The organism is Streptomyces aquilus (assembly GCF_003955715.1).
Taxonomy (GTDB): Bacteria; Actinomycetota; Actinomycetes; order Streptomycetales; family Streptomycetaceae; genus Streptomyces; species Streptomyces aquilus.
This window is the reverse complement of record NZ_CP034463.1, coordinates 4432387-4453756: the sequence shown is the minus strand read 5'-3', so window position 1 is coordinate 4453756 and position 21370 is coordinate 4432387. Positions and strand designations below refer to the sequence as shown.

General features: G+C 70.8%; 17 protein-coding genes. 6 read left to right on the top strand and 11 right to left on the bottom strand.

Translation table 11 applies throughout. The features are described 5' to 3' along the window. Window positions 1–62 precede the first annotated feature (62 nt). Both EJC51_RS20455 and EJC51_RS20450 read left to right on the top strand, forming a co-directional pair. A complete protein-coding gene (locus EJC51_RS20455) occupies window positions 63–578 on the top strand; it encodes a DUF6912 family protein (protein WP_126272414.1) in 516 nt (171 codons plus the stop codon). A gap of 77 nt (window positions 579–655) precedes the next feature. Next, window positions 656–1321, top strand: coding sequence for an HAD family hydrolase (locus EJC51_RS20450; protein ID WP_126272413.1), 666 nt, complete (start codon window positions 656–658; stop codon window positions 1319–1321). 155 nt (window positions 1322–1476) lie between these two features. Here the strand turns inward: EJC51_RS20450 and EJC51_RS20445 are convergent, their stop codons facing one another. After that, window positions 1477–2043, bottom strand: coding sequence for a DJ-1/PfpI family protein (locus EJC51_RS20445; protein WP_126272412.1), 567 nt, complete (start codon window positions 2041–2043; stop codon window positions 1477–1479). A 486-nt stretch (window positions 2044–2529) separates the two neighbouring features. Between EJC51_RS20445 and EJC51_RS20440 the strand changes: the two genes are divergently transcribed. Further along, window positions 2530–7470, top strand: a complete 4941-nt coding sequence (locus tag EJC51_RS20440) for an NAD-glutamate dehydrogenase (protein WP_126272411.1) — start codon at window positions 2530–2532, stop codon at window positions 7468–7470. A gap of 134 nt (window positions 7471–7604) precedes the next feature. Further along, the gene (locus tag EJC51_RS20435) at window positions 7605–7994 is read left to right on the top strand and encodes a GtrA family protein (RefSeq protein ID WP_126272410.1); all 390 of its coding nucleotides are present in this window, start codon (window positions 7605–7607) and stop codon (window positions 7992–7994) included. Here the strand turns inward: EJC51_RS20435 and EJC51_RS20430 are convergent. Beyond that, the gene (locus EJC51_RS20430) at window positions 7991–8836 is read right to left on the bottom strand and encodes an ABC transporter ATP-binding protein (protein WP_126277057.1); all 846 of its coding nucleotides are present in this window, start codon (window positions 8834–8836) and stop codon (window positions 7991–7993) included. The genes EJC51_RS20435 and EJC51_RS20430 overlap by 4 nt on opposite strands. Before the next feature lie 28 nt (window positions 8837–8864). Beyond that, window positions 8865–9785 carry an ABC transporter permease gene (locus EJC51_RS20425; RefSeq protein WP_126272409.1) on the bottom strand — a complete coding sequence of 307 codons (921 nt, stop codon included), beginning with the start codon at window positions 9783–9785 and terminating at the stop codon, window positions 8865–8867. A gap of 170 nt (window positions 9786–9955) precedes the next feature. Between EJC51_RS20425 and EJC51_RS20420 the strand changes: the two genes are divergently transcribed. Beyond that, window positions 9956–10582, top strand: a complete 627-nt coding sequence (locus tag EJC51_RS20420) for a TetR/AcrR family transcriptional regulator (RefSeq protein WP_097274134.1) — start codon at window positions 9956–9958, stop codon at window positions 10580–10582. A 39-nt stretch (window positions 10583–10621) separates the two neighbouring features. On the opposite strand, the gene EJC51_RS20415 is transcribed toward EJC51_RS20420, so the two are convergent. The 4 genes from EJC51_RS20415 to EJC51_RS20400 all read right to left on the bottom strand — a co-directional run bounded on the left by EJC51_RS20415 (window position 10622) and on the right by EJC51_RS20400 (window position 14614). Continuing rightward, window positions 10622–11626, bottom strand: a complete 1005-nt coding sequence (locus EJC51_RS20415; RefSeq protein WP_126272408.1) for an ADP-ribosylglycohydrolase family protein — start codon at window positions 11624–11626, stop codon at window positions 10622–10624. A 176-nt stretch (window positions 11627–11802) separates the two neighbouring features. After that, complete coding sequence (gene galE, locus EJC51_RS20410; protein ID WP_126277056.1) at window positions 11803–12783, bottom strand: UDP-glucose 4-epimerase GalE; 981 nt, start codon at window positions 12781–12783, stop codon at window positions 11803–11805. 43 nt (window positions 12784–12826) lie between these two features. Further along, window positions 12827–14083 (bottom strand): glycosyltransferase family 87 protein, encoded by a 1257-nt coding sequence (locus EJC51_RS20405; RefSeq protein WP_126272407.1) that lies wholly within the window; start codon window positions 14081–14083, stop codon window positions 12827–12829. Between the two features lie 69 nt (window positions 14084–14152). After that, window positions 14153–14614, bottom strand: coding sequence for a MarR family winged helix-turn-helix transcriptional regulator (locus EJC51_RS20400; RefSeq protein WP_126272406.1), 462 nt, complete (start codon window positions 14612–14614; stop codon window positions 14153–14155). Window positions 14615–14743: 129 nt separating this feature from the next. Between EJC51_RS20400 and EJC51_RS20395 the strand changes: the two genes are divergently transcribed. Beyond that, complete coding sequence (locus tag EJC51_RS20395; protein WP_126272405.1) at window positions 14744–15157, top strand: organic hydroperoxide resistance protein; 414 nt, start codon at window positions 14744–14746, stop codon at window positions 15155–15157. Window positions 15158–15311: 154 nt separating this feature from the next. On the opposite strand, the gene EJC51_RS20390 is transcribed toward EJC51_RS20395, so the two are convergent. The 4 genes from EJC51_RS20390 to EJC51_RS20375 form a co-directional block, all read right to left on the bottom strand. After that, a complete protein-coding gene (locus tag EJC51_RS20390; RefSeq protein ID WP_126272404.1) occupies window positions 15312–17567 on the bottom strand; it encodes a bifunctional glycosyltransferase/CDP-glycerol:glycerophosphate glycerophosphotransferase in 2256 nt (751 codons plus the stop codon). 166 nt (window positions 17568–17733) lie between these two features. Then, on the bottom strand, window positions 17734–18615 hold the full coding sequence (locus EJC51_RS20385) for a carbohydrate ABC transporter permease (protein WP_126272403.1): 882 nt from the start codon (window positions 18613–18615) through the stop codon (window positions 17734–17736). After that, on the bottom strand, window positions 18612–19964 hold the full coding sequence (locus tag EJC51_RS20380) for a carbohydrate ABC transporter permease (protein ID WP_208870728.1): 1353 nt from the start codon (window positions 19962–19964) through the stop codon (window positions 18612–18614). The genes EJC51_RS20385 and EJC51_RS20380 overlap by 4 nt, the downstream gene beginning before the upstream one ends. A 5-nt stretch (window positions 19965–19969) precedes the next feature. Further along, window positions 19970–21340, bottom strand: coding sequence for an ABC transporter substrate-binding protein (locus EJC51_RS20375; protein ID WP_126272401.1), 1371 nt, complete (start codon window positions 21338–21340; stop codon window positions 19970–19972). Window positions 21341–21370 lie beyond the last annotated feature (30 nt).

Here is a 21370-nt window from a genome sequence, read left to right as displayed (position 1 = left end):
CGCTCTGCCGGGAGCCTCCGCGGAGCCCTCGTCCACGCTCTCCGACCACGAAAGCGGCAACCATGCGCGTCTACGTCCCCCTGACCCTCTCCGGTCTCGCCGAGGCGTACAAGACGGGCGAGTTGGGGCCCGGCCCGCTCGTCGCCTACGCCGTGACGCCCGCGTTGCGCGAGTGGTACCTCTCCGACGACATCGAGGAACTCGAGTACGCGGCGCTGAACCGGGCCGCGCACGCCTCGCTGCGGCTGCTGGCGGCGGACGCGGGCGCGGTGCGGCGCCGGGTCGTGGTCGCGGTCGACGTGCCCGACGGTGCGGCGGTCGCCGACCCCGACCGGGGGCTCGATCCGGCGGCGCTCGGTGAGGTGCGGGTCGCCGGGGGCGTGGCGCTGGCCAAGGCGGCCGCGGTGCATGTCGACGCGGATGACGCGGAGGCGGACGTGGCCGCGGGGGCGGAGGCGCTGGCGGCGGCGGACGCCGGGGACGACGACGCGCAGTTCGTTGTGGACGGGACCGAGGACCACGAGCTGCTCTGGTACGCCACGCAGGAGATCCCTCATCTGGTCGGGCTGGGCGGCTGAGGCTGCCGGCGCCCGCCCGTTGTGGCGTTTGAGCTGCGGGTCTCTTGATTGTCAGTGGGGGCGGGTACGTTTTTGGCATGGGGAAGCACAGGGGCGCGCACATCGTCTGGGACTGGAACGGGACGCTGTTCCACGACAATGACGCGATCATCGGGGCGACGAACGCGGCGTTCGCGGAGCTGGGGCTCGCGCCGATCACGATGGAGCAGTACCGGGCGTTGTACTGCGTGCCGGTGCCGAAGTTCTACGAGCGGTTGATGGGGCGGTTGCCCACCGAGGCCGAGTGGCTGGTCATGGACGAGACCTTCCACCGGTACTACACCGAGCACCGGGTGGGGTGCGGGCTCACGGTCGGGGCGACGGAGCTGCTCGTCGGGTGGCGGTCGGCGGGGCGTAGTCAGTCGATCCTCAGCATGTACGGGCATGACGAGCTGGTGCCGTTGGTGCGGGGGTTCGGCATCGAGGCGCACTTCGTGCGGGTGGACGGGCGGGTGGGGCCGTCCGGGGGGAGCAAGGCGGAGCACATGGAGCGGCATGTCGCGGCGCTTGCCGGGGTGGATCCGGCTCGTACGGTGGTGATCGGGGACGCTGCCGATGATGCGGTGGCGGCGTTGCATGTGGGGGCGCGGGCCGTTCTGTACACCGGGGGGTCGCACGGGCGGGCCAGCCTGGAGGAGGTTGGTGTACCGGTTGTGGACACCTTGGCCGAGGCCGTTGCGGAGGCGGAGCGAATAGCTGCGTAGGGCGGGCGCGAGCCGGTGGGTTGCCCGGCATGGGGGTGCTGTCGCGGGGTGTCGCTCGCCCCGCGCTGGCGGGGTGCCGCTGCGCCCACCCGTGCCGCCCCAGCGGCACGACTGCCCGCAGCGAGGGCAGCACAAAGAGCGCCCGCCCTCCCCGCCTACGTAACCGGCGCCTTGGCCCGCAGTACCGTCAAGAACTCCCGCATCCACGCCGAGTGGTCCGGCCATGCCCTTGAAGACACCAGGGTGCCGTCGACGACCGCCTCCGTGTCCTGGAAGGTGGCGCCCGCCGACTGCATGTCGGGTTCCAGGGCCGGGTAGGCCGTGACGCGGCGGCCGCGGAGGCCGTCGATCGCGGCCGTGAGCAGGGGGCCGTGGCAGATCTGGGCGACCGGCTTGTCGGCGTCGAAGAAGGACTTCAGGATCTTGCGGAGTTCCGGGTCGTTGCGGAGGTACTCCGGGGCCCGGCCGCCGGGGATGACGACCGCGGCGTACTCGCCGGGGTCGACGTCGGCGAAGGCGAGGTCGGCCGGCCAGGTGTAGCCGGGCTTCTCGGTGTAGGTGTCGAAGCCGGGTTCGAAGTCATGGACGACGAACTGAAGCTTCTTGCGGGTCGGGGCCGCGATGTGGACGTCGTAGCCCTCCTCGCGAAGGCGCTGGTAGGGGTACAGGACCTCGAGCGACTCCGCCGCGTCACCGGTGACGATCAGGATTTTGGCTGTCATGTCGGCAACGTGCATGCGAAACCAGCACTTGGCAAGAGGGTGGGGGACAGTACCGGGACTGTGCAGAACGTCAAAGTTCGGACCCTGGTTTTGTACACATACGGCTCATGACGGGGCCCCTGTAAGGAGCGATAGCCTTGGTGGCGTGATCAGCGCGATAGTTCGCGGGGGCACTGTCGCCCCTGCCCTGCGCCCGGTGAGCACGGACGACATCCGTGTCCGGGCGTCAGTCGCTGGTCCGCGCGGGCGGGACGGAGGTGCGGAACCCTCCAGGGCGCCGCGCACACCTCATGACAGGGCCTCCCAGAGATCAGCGTCACACCTTTCGAAGGCGTCGACATTGGCTGATATCACCCCGCCCATCTCACCTCGCGGCATAGCGTCGGAGCGGACCGGACACCCCGGGCCGTGGCGTAGAGCCGCAGAGGGAAGAGACCGTACTTCCTTCTACGTCACGCAACGGCGCGCGACAGGAGCCAGAGGACAATGCAGACCAAGCTGGACGAAGCCAAGGCCGAGCTGCTCGAGAGGGCTGCCCGGGTAGCTGAGAACAGCCCGGTCGGGGGGCGCCTACCGACCGGGACGACGGACAAGGGCACCCCCGACCGGGAATCCGTGCTCGCGTTCCTCCAGCGCTACTACCTGCACACCGCCCCGGAGGACCTCACCGACCGCGACCCGGTCGACGTCTTCGGAGCCGCCCTTTCGCATTACCGGCTGGCCGAGAACCGGCCACAGGGCACGGCCAATGTGCGGGTCCTCACGCCCACGGTGGAGGAGAACGGCTGGGCGTGCAGCCATTCGATCGTCGAGGTCGTCACCGACGACATGCCCTTCCTCGTCGACTCGGTCACCAACGAGCTGACCCGGCAGGGACGCGGCATCCATGTCGTCATCCATCCGCAGGTCGTCGTCCGGCGTGATCTGACCGGACAGCTCATCGAGGTGCTCCCGCAGCGCCCCGCCGACGACCGCAGCGAGCTTCCGCACGACGCGCACACCGAGTCGTGGATCCATGTGGAGATCGACCGCGAGACCGACCGCGCGGACCTCAAGCAGATCACCGCCGATCTGCTGCGGGTGCTGTCGGACGTCCGCGAGACGGTCGAGGACTGGGAGAAGATGCGGGACGCGGCGCTGCGGATGGCCGAGGAGCTGCCCGCCGAGCCCGTCGCCTCCGATCTGCGCGAGCAGGAGATCGAGGAGGCCCGTGAGCTGCTGCGCTGGCTGGCCGCGGACCACTTCACCTTCCTCGGGTACCGCGAGTACCAGCTCCGTGCGGACGACTCCCTCGCCGCCGTGCCGGGCACCGGCCTCGGCATCCTGCGCTCCGACCCGCATCACGCCGAGGACGAGAGCCACCCCGTCAGCCCCTCCTTCGAGCGGCTGCCCGCCGACGCCCGGGCCAAGGCGCGCGAGCACAAGCTGCTGGTGCTGACCAAGGCCAACAGCCGCGCGACCGTGCACCGGCCGTCGTACCTCGACTACATCGGCGTGAAGAAGTTCGACGCCGAGGGCAACGTCGTCGGGGAGCGGCGCTTCCTCGGGCTGTTCTCGTCCGCCGCCTACACCGAGTCCGTGCGCCGGGTTCCCGTCATCCGCCGCAAGGTGGACGAGGTGCTCCGGCGTGCCGGGTTCTCGCCCAACAGCCACGACGGGCGCGACCTGCTCCAGATCCTGGAGACCTACCCGCGCGACGAGCTCTTCCAGACCCCGGCCGACGAGCTCCAGTCCATCGTCACCAGCGTCCTCTACCTCCAGGAGCGGCGCCGGCTGCGGCTGTACCTGCGCCAGGACGAGTACGGGCGCTACTACTCCGCCCTCGTCTACCTGCCCCGCGACCGGTACACCACCGGTGTCCGGCTGCGGATCATCGACATCCTGAAGGAGGAGCTCGGCGGCACCAGCGTCGACTTCACCGCCTGGAACACCGAGTCGATCCTGTCCCGGCTGCACTTCGTGGTCCGCGTCCCGCAGGGCACCGTGCTGCCCGAGCTCAGCGACAGCGACAAGGAGCGCATCGAGGCCCGCCTCGTCGAGGCCGCCCGCTCCTGGGCCGACGGGTTCGCCGAGGCGCTCACCGGCGAGCTGGGCGAGGAGCGCGCCGCCGAACTGCTGCGCCGCTACGGCAGCGCCTTCCCCGAGGGCTACAAGGCCGACCACACCCCGCGCGCGGCCGTCGCCGACCTGTGCCACCTGGAGCAGCTCAGCGAGGAGAACAACTTCGCCCTGAGCCTGTACGAGCCGGTCGGCTCGGCGCCCGAGGAGCGCCGCTTCAAGATCTACCGCAAGGGCGAGGCGGTCTCGCTGTCCGCCGTCCTGCCGGTGCTCAGCCGCCTCGGCGTCGAGGTCACCGACGAGCGGCCGTACGAACTGCGCTGCTCGGACCGTACGACGGCCTGGATCTACGACTTCGGTCTGCGCATGCCCAAGTCGCAGAACGGCGCCGGGGACTACCTCGGCGACGACGGCCGTGAGCGCTTCCAGGAGGCCTTCGCCGCGACCTGGACGGGCAAGGCGGAGAACGACGGCTTCAACGCCCTCGTGCTGAGCGCGGGCCTCGGCTGGCGGCAGGCGATGGTGCTGCGGGCGTACGCCAAGTACCTGCGCCAGGCGGGCTCGACGTTCTCGCAGGACTACATGGAGGACACCCTCCGCAACAACGTCCACACCACCCGGCTGCTCGTCTCCCTGTTCGAGGCGCGGATGTCGCCGGACCGGCAGCGCGCCGGGCACGAGATCGTGGACGCGCTGCTGGAGGAGGTCGACGCGGCGCTCGACCAGGTCGCCAGCCTCGACGAGGACCGCATCCTGCGCTCCTTCCTCACCGTCATCAAGGCGACCCTGCGCACGAACTTCTTCCAGGAGGCGGCGGGCGGCAAGCCGCACGAGTACGTGTCCATGAAGTTCGACCCGCAGGCCATCCCCGACCTGCCCGCGCCGCGCCCGGCGTTCGAGATCTGGGTCTACTCCCCGCGCGTCGAGGGCGTGCACCTGCGCTTCGGCAAGGTCGCGCGCGGCGGTCTGCGCTGGTCCGACCGGCGTGAGGACTTCCGGACCGAGATCCTCGGCCTGGTCAAGGCGCAGATGGTGAAGAACACCGTCATCGTGCCGGTCGGTGCCAAGGGCGGCTTCGTCGCCAAGCAGCTGCCCGACCCGAGCGTGGACCGGGAGGCGTGGCTGGCCGAGGGCATCGCCAGCTACAAGGTGTTCATCTCGGCGCTGCTCGACATCACCGACAACATGGTCGCCGGTGAGGTCGTCCCGCCCGCCGACGTCGTACGGCACGACGAGGACGACACCTACCTGGTCGTCGCCGCCGACAAGGGCACCGCCACCTTCTCCGACATCGCCAACGGGGTCGCGGAGTCGTACAACTTCTGGCTCGGCGACGCCTTCGCCTCCGGCGGCTCGGCCGGTTACGACCACAAGGGCATGGGCATCACCGCGCGCGGCGCCTGGGAGTCCGTCAAGCGGCACTTCCGGGAGCTGGGCGTCGACACCCAGACCGAGGACTTCACGGTCGTCGGCATCGGTGACATGTCCGGTGACGTGTTCGGCAACGGCATGCTGCTCAGCGAGCACATCCGCCTGGTCGCCGCCTTCGACCACCGGCACATCTTCATCGACCCGAACCCGGACTCGGCGACCTCCTACGCCGAGCGGCGCCGCGTCTTCGAGCTGCCGCGCTCCAGCTGGGCCGACTACAACGCCGAGCTCATCTCGGCCGGTGGCGGCGTGTTCCCGCGGACCGCCAAGGCCATCCCGCTCAACGCGCACATCCGCGAGGCCCTCGGCATCGAGGGCAAGGTCTCCAAGATGACGCCGGCCGACCTGATGAAGGCGATCCTCAAGGCGCCGGTCGACCTGCTGTGGAACGGCGGCATCGGCACGTACGTGAAGTCGAGCGCCGAGTCGCACGCGGACGTCGGCGACAAGGCCAACGACCCGATCCGCGTCGACGGCGCCGACCTGCGCGTCAAGGTCGTCGGCGAGGGCGGCAACCTGGGCCTGACCCAGCTCGGCCGGATCGAGTTCGCCCTGCACGGCGGCAAGATCAACACCGATGCCATCGACAACAGCGCGGGCGTGGACACCTCCGACCACGAGGTGAACATCAAGATCCTGCTCAACGGCCTGGTCACCGAGGGCGACATGACGGTCAAGCAGCGCAACAAGCTGCTCGCCGAGATGACCGACGAGGTCGGCCACCTGGTGCTGCGCAACAACTACGCGCAGAACACCGCGATCGCCAACGCGCTCGCCCAGTCCAAGGACATGCTCCACGCCCAGCAGCGCTTCATGCGCCACCTGGTCAGGGAGGGCCATCTCGACCGGGCCCTGGAGTTCCTGCCCACCGACCGCCAGATCCGCGAGCGCCTGACCAACGGCCAGGGCCTGACCGGCCCGGAGACGGCCGTACTGCTGGCGTACACGAAGATCACGGTCTCCGACGAGCTGCTGCACACCTCGCTGCCCGACGACCCGTATCTGCGCACCCTGCTCGACGCGTACTTCCCGACCGCGCTGCGCGAGAAGTTCGCCGAGCAGATGCACAGCCACCCGCTGGCCCGCGAGATCATCACGACCGTCCTCGTCAACGACACGGTCAACACGGGCGGTACGACGTACCTGCACCGCCTGCGCGAGGAGACCGGGGCCTCCCTGGAGGAGATCGTCCGGGCGCAGACCGCGGCCCGCGCGATCTTCCGCTCGGCCGCCGTGTGGGACGCGGTGGAGGCCCTCGACAACCGGGTCGAGGCCGCCGTGCAGACCCGTATCCGGCTGCACTCGCGGCGTCTCGTCGAGCGCGGCACGCGCTGGCTGCTCAACAACCGGCCGCAGCCGCTCCAGCTCGCCGAGACCGTCGAGTTCTTCGGCGAGCGGGTCGAGCAGGTGTGGTCGCAGCTGCCGAAGCTGCTGCGGGGCGCGGACCTGGAGTGGTACCAGCGGATCTACGACGAGCTGTCGGGCGCCGGCGTCCCGGACGAACTCGCCACGCGCGTGGCCGGGTTCTCCTCCGCCTTCCCCACGCTCGACATCGTCTCCGTGGCGGACCGCAACGGCAAGGAGCCGCTGGACGTCGCCGAGGTCTACTACGACCTCGCCGACCGGCTGCACATCACGCAGCTCATGGACCGCATCATCGAGCTGCCCCGCGCGGACCGCTGGCAGTCCATGGCTCGCGCCTCCATCCGCGAGGACCTCTACGCGGCCCACGCGGCCGTGACCGCGGACATCCTGGCGGTGGGCAACGGCACCTCCACTCCTGAGCAGCGCTTCAAGGCCTGGGAGGAGAAGAACGCGGCGATCCTCGGCCGGGCGCGCACCACCCTGGACGAGATCCAGAGCTCGGAGACGTTCGACCTCGCCAACCTGTCGGTGGCCATGCGGACCATGCGCACGCTGCTGCGAACGCATTCGTAGGCCGTACGAGCTCGTAGTGCGGTACGAGCAACTGGGCGCCCCGGGCCGGGAATCGGCTCGGGGCGCCCTTTTCTTGGCTTGCTTTAGGCAAAGGGAAGGGCCACGAATTACCGTTTCCCGCTAAGAGTTGTGACGTGAATGCGTGGGTGGTCGGCGGCAGCGGTGCCGTGGTGAATTTCGCCGTCTTCAATGTGCTGCTGCACGGTCTCGACGGGCAAGCCCTGGTGGCGACGGTGCTCGCGAGCGTCATCGCCGTGTTCACGAACTACCTGGGCCTGCGGCTCCTCGCCCACCGCGACCACGTGGCGGGCATCGGCGAGGGGCCCACCCTGTTCTTCGCCTTCCGCGGGATCGGAGTGGTGATGGAGAGCGGCCTGTTCTACGTCGGCTATCACGGCCTCGGCCTTCACGGACCGCTCGGGTCGAACGCCGTGAAGGCCGTGTCCCTGGTGCTGGCGTCGGCTTTCCGGTTCCTGGTCCGCCGCACGTGGGCGGTGCCGCACGAAGCGCTCAGCCGCTCCTAGACGGTGACCTTCGGCTTCGGCTTGGCCTTGGGCTTGGTGGGTGTCTTGTCGCCGGTGAAGGCCTCGTACTCCTTCAGGACGTCCTCGGTGGGGCCGTCCATGCGCAGCTCGCCGCGCTCCAGCCACAGCACCCGGTCGCAGGTGTCGCGGATCGACTTGTTGTTGTGGCTGACCAGGAACACCGTGCCGGCATGCTTGCGCAGCTCGCGGATGCGCTGCTCGGAACGCTTCTGGAAGGAGCGGTCGCCGGTGGCGAGGGCCTCGTCGATCAGGAGGACGTCGTGGTCCTTGGCGGCGGCGATGGAGAAGCGGAGCCGGGCGCCCATGCCGGAGGAGTACGTGCGCATGGGCAGGGTGATGAAGTCGCCCTTCTCGTTGATGCCGGAGAAGTCGACGATCTCCTGGTAGCGCTCCTTGATCTGCTCGCGGGACATGCCCATCGCGAGGCCGCCGAGGTAGACGTTGCGCTCGCCGGTGAGGTCGCCCATCAGGGCCGCGTTCACGCCGAGGAGGGAGGGCTGGCCGTCGGTGTAGATGGCGCCGCTCTCCACGGGGAGCAGGCCCGCGACCGCCTTCAGCAGGGTCGACTTGCCGGAGCCGTTGGTGCCGATGAGCCCGATGGCCTCGCCCTTGTAGGCGACGAACGACACCTTCTTGACCGCGTGCACCTTGCGGACGCCGGACGCCTTCTCGGTCTGCTTGCGGCGCATGATCCGGTTGAGGGCGGCGGTCGCGGAGCCCTTGCCGGCGCCGGTGCCGTTGACGCGGTAGACGATGTCGACGTTGTCGGCGATGACGGTGGGGGCGTTCGTGTCGATGACGGTGGGAGCGTTCGCGTCGATGACGGTGGGGAAGTTCTCGTCGATGTTCTCAGCCACGGCCGTACGTCTCCTCAGCCTTCCAGAAGTAGATGAAGCCGCCGACTCCGGCGAGCAGGGCCCAGCCCGTCGCGATCAGCCACACGTGGGCGGGCAGTTGGCTGGAGTGGAAGCTGTCGATCAGCGCGAAGCGCATCAGGTCGATGTAGACCGCGGCCGGGTTGGCCTGGAGGACGGGGACCACCCACGACGGCCAGTCGCTGTGCTTGCTGGCCAGGTGCTCGATGCTCCACATGACGCCCGAGACGTACATCCAGGTGCGCAGGACGAACGGCATCAGCTGCGCGATGTCCGGGGTCTTGGCGCCGAGCCGGGCCATGACCATCGAGACGCCGGCGTTGAACACGAACTGCAGGACCAGCGCCGGGACCGCCAGCACCCAGGACACCGCCACCGGCACCCCGAAGCAGAGCAGGATCACGGCCAGGGCGCACATGGAGAACAGCAACTGCTGGAGCTGCTGGAGGCAGAACGAGATCGGCAGCGCGGCCCGCGGGAAGTGCAGGGCGCGCACCAGGCCGAGGTTGCCGGAGATCGCGCGGGTGCCCGCCAGGATCGAGCTCTGCGTGAACGTCCAGATGAACACGCCCGTCACCAGGAACGGGACGTAGTCCGGCACGCCCTTCTTGGTGCCGAGGAGCACACCGAAGATGAGGAAGTAGACCGCCGCGTTGAGCAGCGGGTTCATCACCTGCCAGATCTGGCCGAGCTTCGCCTGGCTGTACTGGGCGGTGAGCTTGGCGGTCGAGAACGCGGTGATGAAGTGGCGCCTGGCCCACAGCTGCCGGATGTACTCGGGCAGGGTCGGGCGGGCACCGCTGACCGAGAGACCGTGGCGGGCGGCGAGGGCCGCGAGGTCGGCCTCGACCGGGGGTGCCGGTGCCGAGGGCGGTGTGTGGAGGACCTGGCTCACATCCGCTGCTTTCACTTGGGGGGTACGGAAGGGGTCGGCGCCCGGCGTTTCCTTACGCTTCTCTTTGCGTTCTCTTACGTCGGGACGGGACCGTATCGTCGCAACGTGAGCGTAGGCCGATTCGACGTCGGAACGCAACCGTTTCGTCGTAACGCCCTATGCTGGACGGCATGACGACGAACGCCGACGAGCCTCAGACGCGTCCGCGCCGCCGGGCGCCCGCCGGAGCGGCCGTCCTGCGGGAGGATGTGACGGAAGCCATCCGGGCGGCCGTCTTCGAGGAGCTCGCGGCGGTCGGCTACGCGCGGATGTCCATCGAGGGGATCGCGCGGCGGGCGGGCGTGGGCAAGACGGCGGTGTACCGCCGCTGGCGTTCCAAGCTGCATCTGGTGCTGGACGTGGTGTCGGCGCTCGCCGTGCAGGGGCTGCCGGCTCCGGACACGGGCGCGCTGGAGAGCGACCTGCGGCTGCTGTACGAGCTGACGTCCCGGGCGCTGCGGCATCCCGTGGCCTCGCAGATCCTGCCGGACCTCCAGGCGGAGGCGGCGCGCAATCCCGAGATCGCGGAAGCCGTGCAGAAGGCGCTGCGGGACGGGCAGGAGGGCGTCGCCAGCAAGATCATCGTGGCGGCGGAGCAGCGCGGTGAGGTCCGGGTGGGCCCCGACGACGAACTGGCCCTCGACCTGATCTCCGGGCCGCTGTACTGGCGCTCGGTCGTGATCCGCAGCCCGAAGCTCCCGAAGGGCTACCTGGACGCGCTGGCGCGCTCCACCGCGGCGGCGATCAAGGCGCTGTAGGTGCGGTGGGTGCGGTGGGTGCAGTAGGTGCGGTAGGTGCTACAGGCGCTGTAGGTCTCGGCGCCGGGGGTGTCCGGCCGCCCAGAGCCGCCGTGTGAGGTCCGCCAGGTCCGGTGTGCGCAGGGTCCGCCCGGCGAAGCCGGGCAGCGGGACGTGGAGCGCCTCGGTCCAGCGTTCGGGGACGGCGCCCAGCCCGTGCACGGCTCCCGCCAGGGCCCCGGTCACCGCGGCGACGGTGTCCGTGTCGCCGCCGAGGTCGATCGCGGCGCGTACGGCGTCCTCGTAGGAGGAGGTGGTGCGCAGGGCCCACACGGCCGAGCCGAGGCAGGGCCAGACGGCGCCGTTGAACTCGGTCGCGTGGTCGGGGTGCCAGTCGGGGGCGAGGACGGTGGCGTAGCGGGCGCGGTGGTCGGGGTGGACGGCGGCGAGGGTGGCCGGGAGCGCGGCCAGCGGGTCGGCGCCGGAGAGGGCGACGCGGATCGACTCGTGCAGGACGGCGGTGCCTTCCCAGGCGGCGCGGTCGCCGTGGGTGAGGGCGGAGAGCCGGCGGGCGGCGGCCATGGTGGCCTCCCGCCCCTGGCGCGCGAAGTAGACGGCGGAGGGGGCCGCCCGCATCAACGCACCGTTCCCCGCCGCCCGTTGGTTCGTCTGGAAGTGCAGGGCGGCGGCCAGGTCCCAGGGATCGCCGCTGGTCAGCACGGCTTCTGTCTGCAAGCCGATGTCCTTCGGCTCCGCCGCCGCCCAGCGCCGGAACCGGTCGAACACGTCCGGCGGTTCGAGGCCGCCGCACTCCAGCAGCGACTCCGCCGTCAGGACGGCCAGCTGCGTGTCGTCCGTGGCCTCGCCGGGGTCCCAGCCGCCGCCCCCGCACATCTCGCCCCCGTGCCCCGGCCGCGGGAAACGCGCCGAGAAGGCGCCCTCGGGGCCGAACTCGAAGGGCGCGCCCAGCGCGTCCCCGACGGCCGAACCGATGACACAGCCAAGGGCGCGGTCGAGGGCGGGATCGGGAGTGCGGTCGGGGGCGGTCTCGCCGAGGTCGGTCATCCGGGCAGGCTAGCCGGGCGGCGGGCCGTTGGGGCTGGGGGCTGGGGGCTGGGAGCTGGAAGCCGGGGTCGGGCGGCGGGCCGCCGGGCCCGGGCGGCCGGTCGTCCGGGGCCGGGAGGCCGGTCGTCCGGGGCCGGGAGGCCGGCCGTCCGGGGCTGGGAGGCCGGCCGCCGCGCTCAGTCGCGGGCCGCCTCCGGGTGCAGTCGTACCCAGCCCTCCCAGGCCGACGTGATCATGTCCTGGACGTCGTGTCTGGCCTTCCAGCCGAGTTCCGTCGTGATGCGGTCGGCGGAGGCGACCACGCGGGCCGGGTCGCCGGGGCGGCGGGGGTGAACGGTCGGGGGGCGGTGATGGCCCGTCACGGCGTTGATGTGGTCGATCATCTCGCGGACGGAGACGCCCTCGCCGCGGCCGATGTTGAGGGTGAGGTCGCGGCCGGGGGCGGAGCGCAGCGCGCGGGCCGTCGTCACGTGGGCCTCGGCCAGGTCGACCACGTGGATGTAGTCGCGGACACAGGTGCCGTCCGGCGTCGGGTAGTCGTCGCCGAAGATGCGGGGGGCCGCGTTCTCCGTGAGCTTCTCGAAGACCATCGGGACGAGGTTGAAGACGCCCGTGTCGGCGAGGGCGGGGGTGGCCGCGCCCGCCACGTTGAAGTAGCGCAGGGAGGCGGTGGCGAGGCCTGTCGCCCGGCCCGTCGCGCGGACCAGCCATTCGCCCGCCAGTTTCGTCTCGCCGTACGGCGACAGCGGCACGCACGGCGTCTCCTCGGTCACCAGCTCCACGTCCGGCATGCCGTACACCGCCGCCGAGGAGGAGAACACGAAGGACGGCACCCCGGCCGCGGTGACCTGCTCCAGCAGGACGCGCAGGCCTTCCACGTTCTCCCGGTAGTAGTGCAGCGGCAGGTCGACCGACTCGCCGACCTGCTTCTTCGCCGCCAGATGCACGACCCCGGTGACCGCGTGGTCGGTCAGCGCGCGCGCCACCCGCTCCGCGTCCAGCGTGGAGCCGACCACCAGCGGCACCCCGTCCGGCACCCGCTCGGCGATCCCCGTCGACAGGTCGTCGTACACCACCGTGCGCTCGCCCGCCTCGGTCATCGCGCGCACGACGTGTGCCCCGATGTATCCGGCGCCGCCGGTGATCAGCCAGGTCATGTACGGCCGTCCCCTCGTCAGGTGGAGCATGGTGGAGCTGCTGTCAGTCAACCAGGCGCGGCACCCCGCCGGGGACGCCTGTGGATCTGTCCTGTGAACGCGTGTGAGCGGGCAGCGGTGCCCGTCCGGCGGCCGTGGTGCGCCACAGCCGGGTGTACGACAGTGCCGCCGCCCACACCAGCAGGCCGTTGCGGACGACCATCAGCGCGCAGCCCGTCCAGGTCGCCGCCGCCACCTCGGCGTACAGCACCGGGTACACCACCGCACTGACCGCCGTCGCCGCCACGATCAGCGCGGCGACCGGCCGCTGAGCGGTGTGCCGCGAGGTCAGGCACACGGCCGCCAGGCCCAGCAGCCAGATCATGTACTGCGGGCTGATCACCCGGCTGGTGACCGTGAACAGGAGTACGGCCGTGAGCGCCGCGTCGCAGGGGGTCGTCGGGGTCCGGTGCCGTGCCCGCACCCGCCACCACAGCAGGAGTGCGAAGGCGACCGCCGTGGCGGCCAGCGAGGCGTGCGCGACGAGGGGCACGTACGGGCCCGTGTACTCCAGCGCCCCGTACTGGTAGCGGACCGTGCCCGGCCAGTCGGCGTGGGTCGCGAGGCCGAGGGCCGTGCCGCCCAGCGACTCGATCTGTATGCCCCGCCCGCCCTGTTGGCGCAGGAACGCGAAGCTGTTGTCGAAGCGGGCCAGCAGGACGGCCAGGGCAGCCGCTCCCGTCAGCGCCGCCCACCGCCCCACCGACCGCGTCGCACGGCCCGGCTCCACGCCCAGCAGCACCAGCACCGGCCACACCTTCACCAGCGCGCCCAGCGCCGCGAACGCGCCGCACGCACGCGTGGAGCGCGGCAACGTCAACAGCGCGATGACGGCAAGGGCGGTGACCTGCACGTCGTAGCGGGCGAGCGGGACGTGGAGGAGGAGCGGGAGGCCGCCGGTCCACAGGGCCGCGCCGCGCAGGCTGCGCCCCGGACGCGTGCCCGCGCGGGACAGCGCGTACGTGATCGCCGCGTCGGAGAGGAGCGTCAGGGCCACGAACGCCCGGAAGTACGTCAGGCCGGGCAGGAGGGCCGGGGACAGCAGGACCGGGGCCGCGCCCGGCGGGTACTGCCACAGCGGGTCGTGCGCGGGGAAGGCGCCGGCGGACAGGACGCCGTACCAGTGGCCGTACAGCCGCCACACCTCACGGGCGACGCCACCGCCGCCCAGCAGCGGCAGCGTGTCGTGGGCGAGCAGCCACAGCATCAGGGCGCGGGTGGCGAGCCAGGCGGCGCCGAGCCGGAGCAGGGGGCGGTTCATCACGGCGGATCGTAAGCCGTACGAATGCCTCATTCACGCCCATACGTGCGCGTACGGGGTGCGATTCGCTCAGGCCTTCTCTTCCAGCGCCGCCGCGTCCAGTGCCGTCGTCAGCTCGTCCAGCCGGGACCGCAGGGCCCGGATCTCGTCGACGTCGAAGCCGGTCGCGGCGGCGATGCGGCGGGGCACCTGGAGGGCGGACTCACGCAGGGCCGTGCCCTCGTCGGTGAGCCGTACCTCCACCGACCGCTCGTCGCGCGCGCTGCGCTCCCGGCGGACCAGGCCGGCCGCCTCCAGCCGCTTGAGCAGCGGCGAGAGGGTGCCGGAGTCGAGGCGCAGGTGCTCGCCCAGCTTCTTGACCGGCAGGTCGCCCCGCTCCCACAGGACCAGCATCACCAGGTACTGGGGATACGTGAGCCCCAGGTCCTTGAGGATCACGCGGTAGACGCCGTTGAAGGCGCGGGACGCGGCGTGCAGGGAGAAGCAGATCTGCTGGTCGAGGCGGAGCCAGTCGCTCGTGGGCGTGGTCATGTCTCCAGAATAGCTCGTGGACTCAATTTAGTTGTGTGCAATTGAATTGTGTGCTCTACTTGTGGTCGTCGGTTCGAGGCCCCCGGGTCGCGAACACCGAGTCACGACCTCCGAGAGGACTGGTTTTCCATGGACGCGCTCTACACCGCTGTCGCCACCGCCACCCACGGCCGCGAGGGTCGCGCCGTCTCCAACGACGGCAAGATCGACCTCCCGCTGAGCATCCCGGTGGAGATGGGCGGCAACGGTCAGGGCACCAACCCCGAGCAGCTCTTCGCCGCCGGTTACGCCGCCTGCTTCGGCAGCGCCCTCGGTCTCGTCGGCCGTCAGGCCAAGGTCGACGTCAGCGACGCCGCGGTGACCGCCGAGGTCGGCATAGGCAAGCAGGGCGAGGGCTTCGCCCTCCAGGTGACGCTCCGCGTCGAGCTGCCCGACAGCGTCGACGAGGCCACCGGCCGCAAGCTCGTCGAGACCGCCCACCAGGTCTGCCCGTACTCCAACGCCACCCGCGGCAACGTCGAGGTCGAGCTCGTCATCGAGTAGTCGTCGGGCATGCGCGAAGGGCCGGTGCTGACCGCACCGGCCCTTCGCGTTTTCTCAGCGGCCGGGCCGCCCGGCCGGACGCCAGGTGGACGGCCGGGTCGGGGTGGGCCGGGACGGGCTGGACGGCATACGGACTCCGGTGGCGAGGGGTCGGTCAGATGTTCTCGGTGAGCGCGGCGGCGGGCGACGCCGGCCGCGGCACCGTCGTCAGCGGGGAGTGCCCCAGTTCCGCCGCCGCGGACGGCACCGGGTACCGCTCGGCGAGCGGCACCACCGGCGGCAGCTCCGTCTCGCCCAGCACGACACGGCGTACGACCCGCTCGGCGGCGCGCCCGTCGTCGTACGGGCAGAAGCGCTCGCGGAACGCCGAGCGCAGCTGGGCGGAGCGGGAACCGCGCCAGTGCCCGGTGGCGAAGATGTCGATCAGCTCGTCCTCGCTGCGCGCGACCGCGCCCGGCGGGAAGGAGCGCAGGTCGAAGTAGGTGCCGCGGGCCGCCTCGTACGCCGCGTAGTCGTCGTCGGTGGCGTGGATCACGATCGGCCGGTCGAGGCCCGCGTAGTCGAACATCAGGGACGAGTAGTCGGTGACCAGGGCGTCCGAGGCCAGGCAGAGGGACTCCACGCTCGGATGACCGGTGACATCGAGGACCCGGGCCGAGTCGGCGGCGAGCGGACCCTCGTAACGGTGGTGGGCGCGGGCCAGCACGACGAAGCGGGGGCCCAGTCGGCGCAGGACGCGGTCGAGATCGAGAGTGGCGCGCTGGGTGCGGCGGTAGTCGCGGTGGGTCGGCGCGTACAGGATCGCGACCGTCCCCTCCGGGATGCCGAGCCGCTCGCGCAGCCGTCGCACGTCCTGCGAAGTGGCCCGCTGGAACACGTCGTTGCGGGGGCTGCCGTACGGAAGGGTGGTGTAGCCGCCGGGGAAGACGCGCTCCCAGGTCAGGGTGGAGTGCCGGTTGGCGGACAGGACGTAGTCCCACTTGTCGACGTCGTCGAGGAGGGCCGTGACGTCCATGTCCTGTGCGGCGGCGGGGTGTTCGAGGAGGTCCAGGCCCATGTGCTTGAGGGGCGTGCCGTGTCGGGTCTGGACGACGGTCTGGCCGGGGCGCTTGACCAGGCGGGGGTCGAACTCGGCGTTGCCGACGAGGTACTTGGAGCGGGCCAGCGCCGTCCAGTAGGCGGCGGTGCCGGGGCGCAGCCGGCGGGTGGCGGTCGGGATCGTGTGATGGTGCTCGGGGGCGGCGATCCACGCGGTGCGGATGTGCGGGGCGAGCTCGCGGAACGCCGACTCCAGGGCGCCCGGGTCGCCGCCGTGGCCGCGGTCCCCGTACGCCGAGAAGACCGCGCGGTCCTCGTGCAGCGGGAGGCGAAGCTGGACGCGATAGTGGAGCCGGAGGGACGCGGTGCGCAGGGCGCCGGCCAGGCGGGCGGTGCGGGCCGTGGTCCGGTGGCTGAGCCTCTTGGCCAACTCCAGCGCGCGGTAGACGCGGTGCAGGTTCAGTCGGACCAGGGTGTGGCGCAGGCGTGCGCGCAACGGCACCCGGTGGCCCGGGGCGCGGTAGCGGCGGTAGTGGTCGCGGGCCCGGCCCAGGAACTCGGCGCGAGCGGCCCGCGGCAGCCGGTGCCGGTCGGTGAACACCGCCGTCAGCCGGTCGACCATGCGGCGGAACAACACGGGCCGCCACCGGCCGAGTTCGGGGTGCTGGTCGAGGAACGCGAAGAGCCGGTCGTACTGGTCGAAGAGTTCGAAATGATCGCGGGTGTCGGTGACGCGCCGCTGCCGGTGGTGCACACACACCCGGTCCAGCGTCGCGATCGTCTCCGCCGTCATCAGGACCGGACACGTCCAGGGCGTGTCCTCGTAGCGGCCCGGCGGGAAGCGGAAGCCCTCGCGCTCCACGAACTCCCGGCGGTACACCTTGTCCCACACCACCGTGGTCGCCCGCAGCAGCCCGGGACGGTCCTCCAGGCGGAACGGCGCCGGACCCTGCTCGGTGAGCAGGAGCGCCGGCGCCGTCCGGGCGGTTGCGCCTCGCCAGTCGACGATCGCGTGGTCGTGGACCAGCACGTCCGGCTCGCCCGTCTCCTTCAGCCGGTCGGAGATCGCCCGCAGCGCGTCCGGGGTGAGGGTGTCGTCGCCGTCGAGGAACACCACGTAGTCACCCGTCGCCACCGCGAGACCGGCGTTGCGCGCCGGGCCGGGCCCCCGGTTCTCGGCGAGGTGGACCGGCCGCACCCGGGGGTCGCGGGCGGCGAACTCGTCGACGATCTCCCCGCAGGCGTCCGGCGAGCGGTCGTCGACGGCGATCAGCTCCAGATCGGGGTACGACTGGGAGAGCACCGACTCCAGACACTCGTGCAGATACGCCTGAACCTGGTACGCGGGGACGATGACACTGAACCTGGGCAAGGCACATCCATGGGGGAGGGGTCGGCGCGGGCGTACGGCCCCGGGAACGGCCGGTGCGGTGACTTGGTTACGTCCCTTGCGGCATACGGGGGATTCCGGGGGAACGCGAAGGGGCGGACCGCTGCCGGCCCGCCCCTCGAAGGCGTCAACGCGTGTGCCGTACGCGCTACTTGACCGCGCCCGCCATGACGCCGGACACGAACTGCCGCTGGAACGCGAAGAACACGATCAGCGGGATGACCATCGAGATGAAGGCGCCGGTCGCCAGGATCTCGATGTTGCTGCCGAACTGCCGTACCTGCTGCTGGAGGGCGACCGTCAGCGGCTGCGAGTCGGCGTTGGTGAACACCAGCGCCACCAGCATGTCGTTCCACACCCACAGGAACTGGAAGATGCCCAGCGAGGCGAGCGCGGGTGCGGCGAGGGGCAGGACGACGGTGGCGAACAGCCGCGCCTCGCCCGCCCCGTCCAGGCGCGCCGCCTCCAGGAGCTCCCTCGGGATCTCCGCGAAGAAGTTGCGCAACAGGAAGATCGCGAACGGCAGTCCGAAGCCGACGTGGAAGAGGACCGCGGCGATGATGTCGCCGAAGATCCCGAGCTCCCGGAACAGCACCGTCAGCGGGATCAGCGCCACCTGCACCGGCACCACCAGCAGCCCCACCACGACCATGAACCAGGTGTCGCGGCCCTTGAAGTCCATCCACGCGAAGGCGTAGCCCGCCATCGCGCCGATGAGCACCACCAGCAGGGTCGCCGGGACCGTGATCCACACGGTGTTGAACAGGGAGTCGGTGATCGTCTCGTTCTTCAGGAGGGTCTCGTAGCTGTGCGCGGTCAGCTGGCCCGGTGCGCTGAACACCTTCCACCAGCCGGAGGCGGCGATGTCGGTCGGGTCGCGGAACGACGAGACCAGCAGCCCGAAGGTCGGCACCAGCCAGACCAGCGCGATACAGATCAGGAAGATCCGCAGAGCGCCGCCGGCCGCCGAACTCGCCACCCGGGAGGCGAGGGAACGCTTGGCGCGCACGGTCGTGTCGAGAGTGGTCACCGCTCACGCTCCTTCCGCAGCCGGCGCAGATTGACCCACATCACCGGCAGGACGAGCAGCAGCAGGATGACGCCGATCGCGCTGCCGATGCCGTAGCTCGCGCCGCCGCCGAAGGACGACTGGAACAGCTGGAGCGCCAGCACGTTGGCGTCGTCCATGGTGGGCTGCGGGGCGATGATGTAGACCAGGTCGAAGATCTTCATCACGTTGATCATCAGGGTGACGAGGACGACGACCAGGACCGGCGCCAGCATCGGCACCGTGACCTTTCTGAACACCTGCCACTCGTTGGCACCGTCCACCCGGGCCGCCTCCAGCAGATTGCGGTCCACGCCCGCGAGGCCGGCCGCGATCAGGATCATCGCGAAGCCCGCCCACATCCACACGTACGCCCCGATGATCGCCGGGGTGACCAGGGTCGGGCCGAGCCAGTCGATGCCGTTGTAGGGGGCCGCGAAGTTCGAGCCGGGCAGCCGCAGTTGGGCGCCGTCCGCCTCGCCGGGCAGATGGAAGGTGCCGTCGGCGCCGCTCGTCGTCGAGGCGACGACCTCGCCGTCCTTCACGGCCTCGATCTTCACGCCCTTCAACGCCTTCTCACCGGGATCGATCCGGCCCTTCGTGCCACCGCCGCCCAGCTTGAAGTCCAGCCACACCGTGCCGTCGATGCCCTCGCCGGTGGCCGCCTTGGCGTCCTCGGGGCTGCCGGGGAGCCGGTTCGGGGCGATGCCGACCAGCGGCAGCAGAGCCGGGGTGCCCGCGTGCACGGTGCCGGTCGACGTGAACGAACCCCCGCCCGAGGCCTTCAGGTCGCTCACCGCCGCGTTCGGCCGGGCCTTCGGATAGACGGACGAGTCCACGAACGCGTCGTGCACGCTCGTCACCACCGCGTTCGCGACGCCCTGGTCCGGGTCCGCCGCGTACACCAGCCGGAAGATGATGCCCGCCGCCAGCATCGAGATCGCCATCGGCATGAAGACGATCAGCTTGAACGCCGTGCCCCAGCGCACCCGTTCGGTGAGCACCGCGAAGATCAGGCCGAGCGCGGTGACCACGGCCGGGGCGACCGCGACCCAGATCGCCGTGTTGCGTACGGCCGTCAGGGTCGCGTCATTGCTGAAGATGTCGCCGTAGTTGCCCAGACCCACGAACTTCGAGCCGTCGGCGTCGTAGAGACTGCGCCAGATCGAGTACCCGATCGGGTAGACCACGAGCGCGCCGAGCAGGACCAGCGCGGGCAGCAGGAACAGCACCGCCACCCACAGTCTGGTCCGCGTCACGCTCTTGCGCGGAGACGCGGAGGGCGTCGGCAGTGCGCCGGCGCCCTCTGCCGAGTTCGCCACCGAGGCCATCGGCGTCAGCTCGACCCGTAGGCCTTGGCCGCGTCGGCCTCCAGCTTTTGCTGGGCGCCCGCGACATCGCCCGGGTTGCTCAGGAAGTCCTGGAGGTCCTTCCACTCGCCGGTGCCCTGGGTGCCGCCGAAGGCCGCCGGGGCCTGGTCGGACATGTCGAACCGGAAGTCGTCACCGGCGTCGATCAGCGCCTTGGCGATCTGCCGGGTCACGTCGTCCTTGTACTTGCTCTGGTCCATCTCCTTGTTGGGGGAGAGGATGCCGCCCTGCGCCGCCCAGATCTCGGCCGCGTCCGTCGAGGCGAGGAACGTCAGCAGCGCCTGCGCGCCCTTGCCGTCCTTCAGCGCCACGGCCACGTCACCGCCGCTGACCACGGGGGAGTCGGCGCCCACCGCCGGGAACGGGAAGACCTTGGCGTCCGTGCCCACCTTCGCCTTGGTGTCGGCGTTGATGTTCGCGGTCACGAAGTCGCCCTCGAAGACCATCGCGGCCGGGGTGTCACCGGTGAAGGCCTGGGTGACCGACTTCGGGAACTCCGTGTCCAGCGCGCCCTTGCGGCCGCCCGCGAGCAGCTCGTCCTTGCCCCACAGCTCGGCGAGCGTGGTGAGGGCCTGCTTGACGGACGGGTCCGTCCACTTGATCTTGTGCTGGGCGAGCTGGTCGTACTTCTCCGGCCCCGCCTGGGACAGATAGACGTTCTCGAACCAGTCCGTGAGCGTCCAGCCGTCGGCGCCGCCGACCGACACGGCGGGCGAACCGGCGTCGGAGAGCGTCTGCGCGGTGGAGATGAACTCCTTCCACGTCTTCGGCGTCTCCGTGATCCCGGCCGCCTCGAAGGCCGCGGTGTTGTACCAGATCAGGGACTTGTTGGCGGCCTTCGCGTACACGCCGTACTGCCGGCCGTCGACCGCCCCGAGATCCCGCCACCCCTGCGAGAAGTTCTTGTCCAACTGGGCCTTGGCCTCCGCCCCGAGGGGCTTGAGCCAGTTCTTCTGCGCGAACTGCTTCAACACGCCGACCTGCGGCAGGAACGCCACGTCCGGCGGCTGACCGCCCTCGATCTTGGCGCCGAGGAAGGTGGAGGTGTTGTTGCCGGTCGGTACGAACTTCACCTTCGCGCCGGTGCGCTTGGTGAACTCCTTCAGGACCTGGGTGAAGTTCTCCTGTTCGGCTCCGGTCCAGACGGCGGCGACCTCCAGGGTCTGGCCGTCGAGCTTGGGGAGGGTGACGGAGGTGTCGGTCCCCGTGCCCTTGCTTTCGTCGTCGCTTGCCTTGTCGTCGTCTCCGCCGCACGCGGTGAGCACGAGGGCTCCCGCGAGGAGGGCGGCTGCCGTCGCCGCGGCCCTACGTGTCCGGTATGTGCTCGTGCTGCGCATCACTGCCCCGTTCTTCGTCCTCGTCGAACG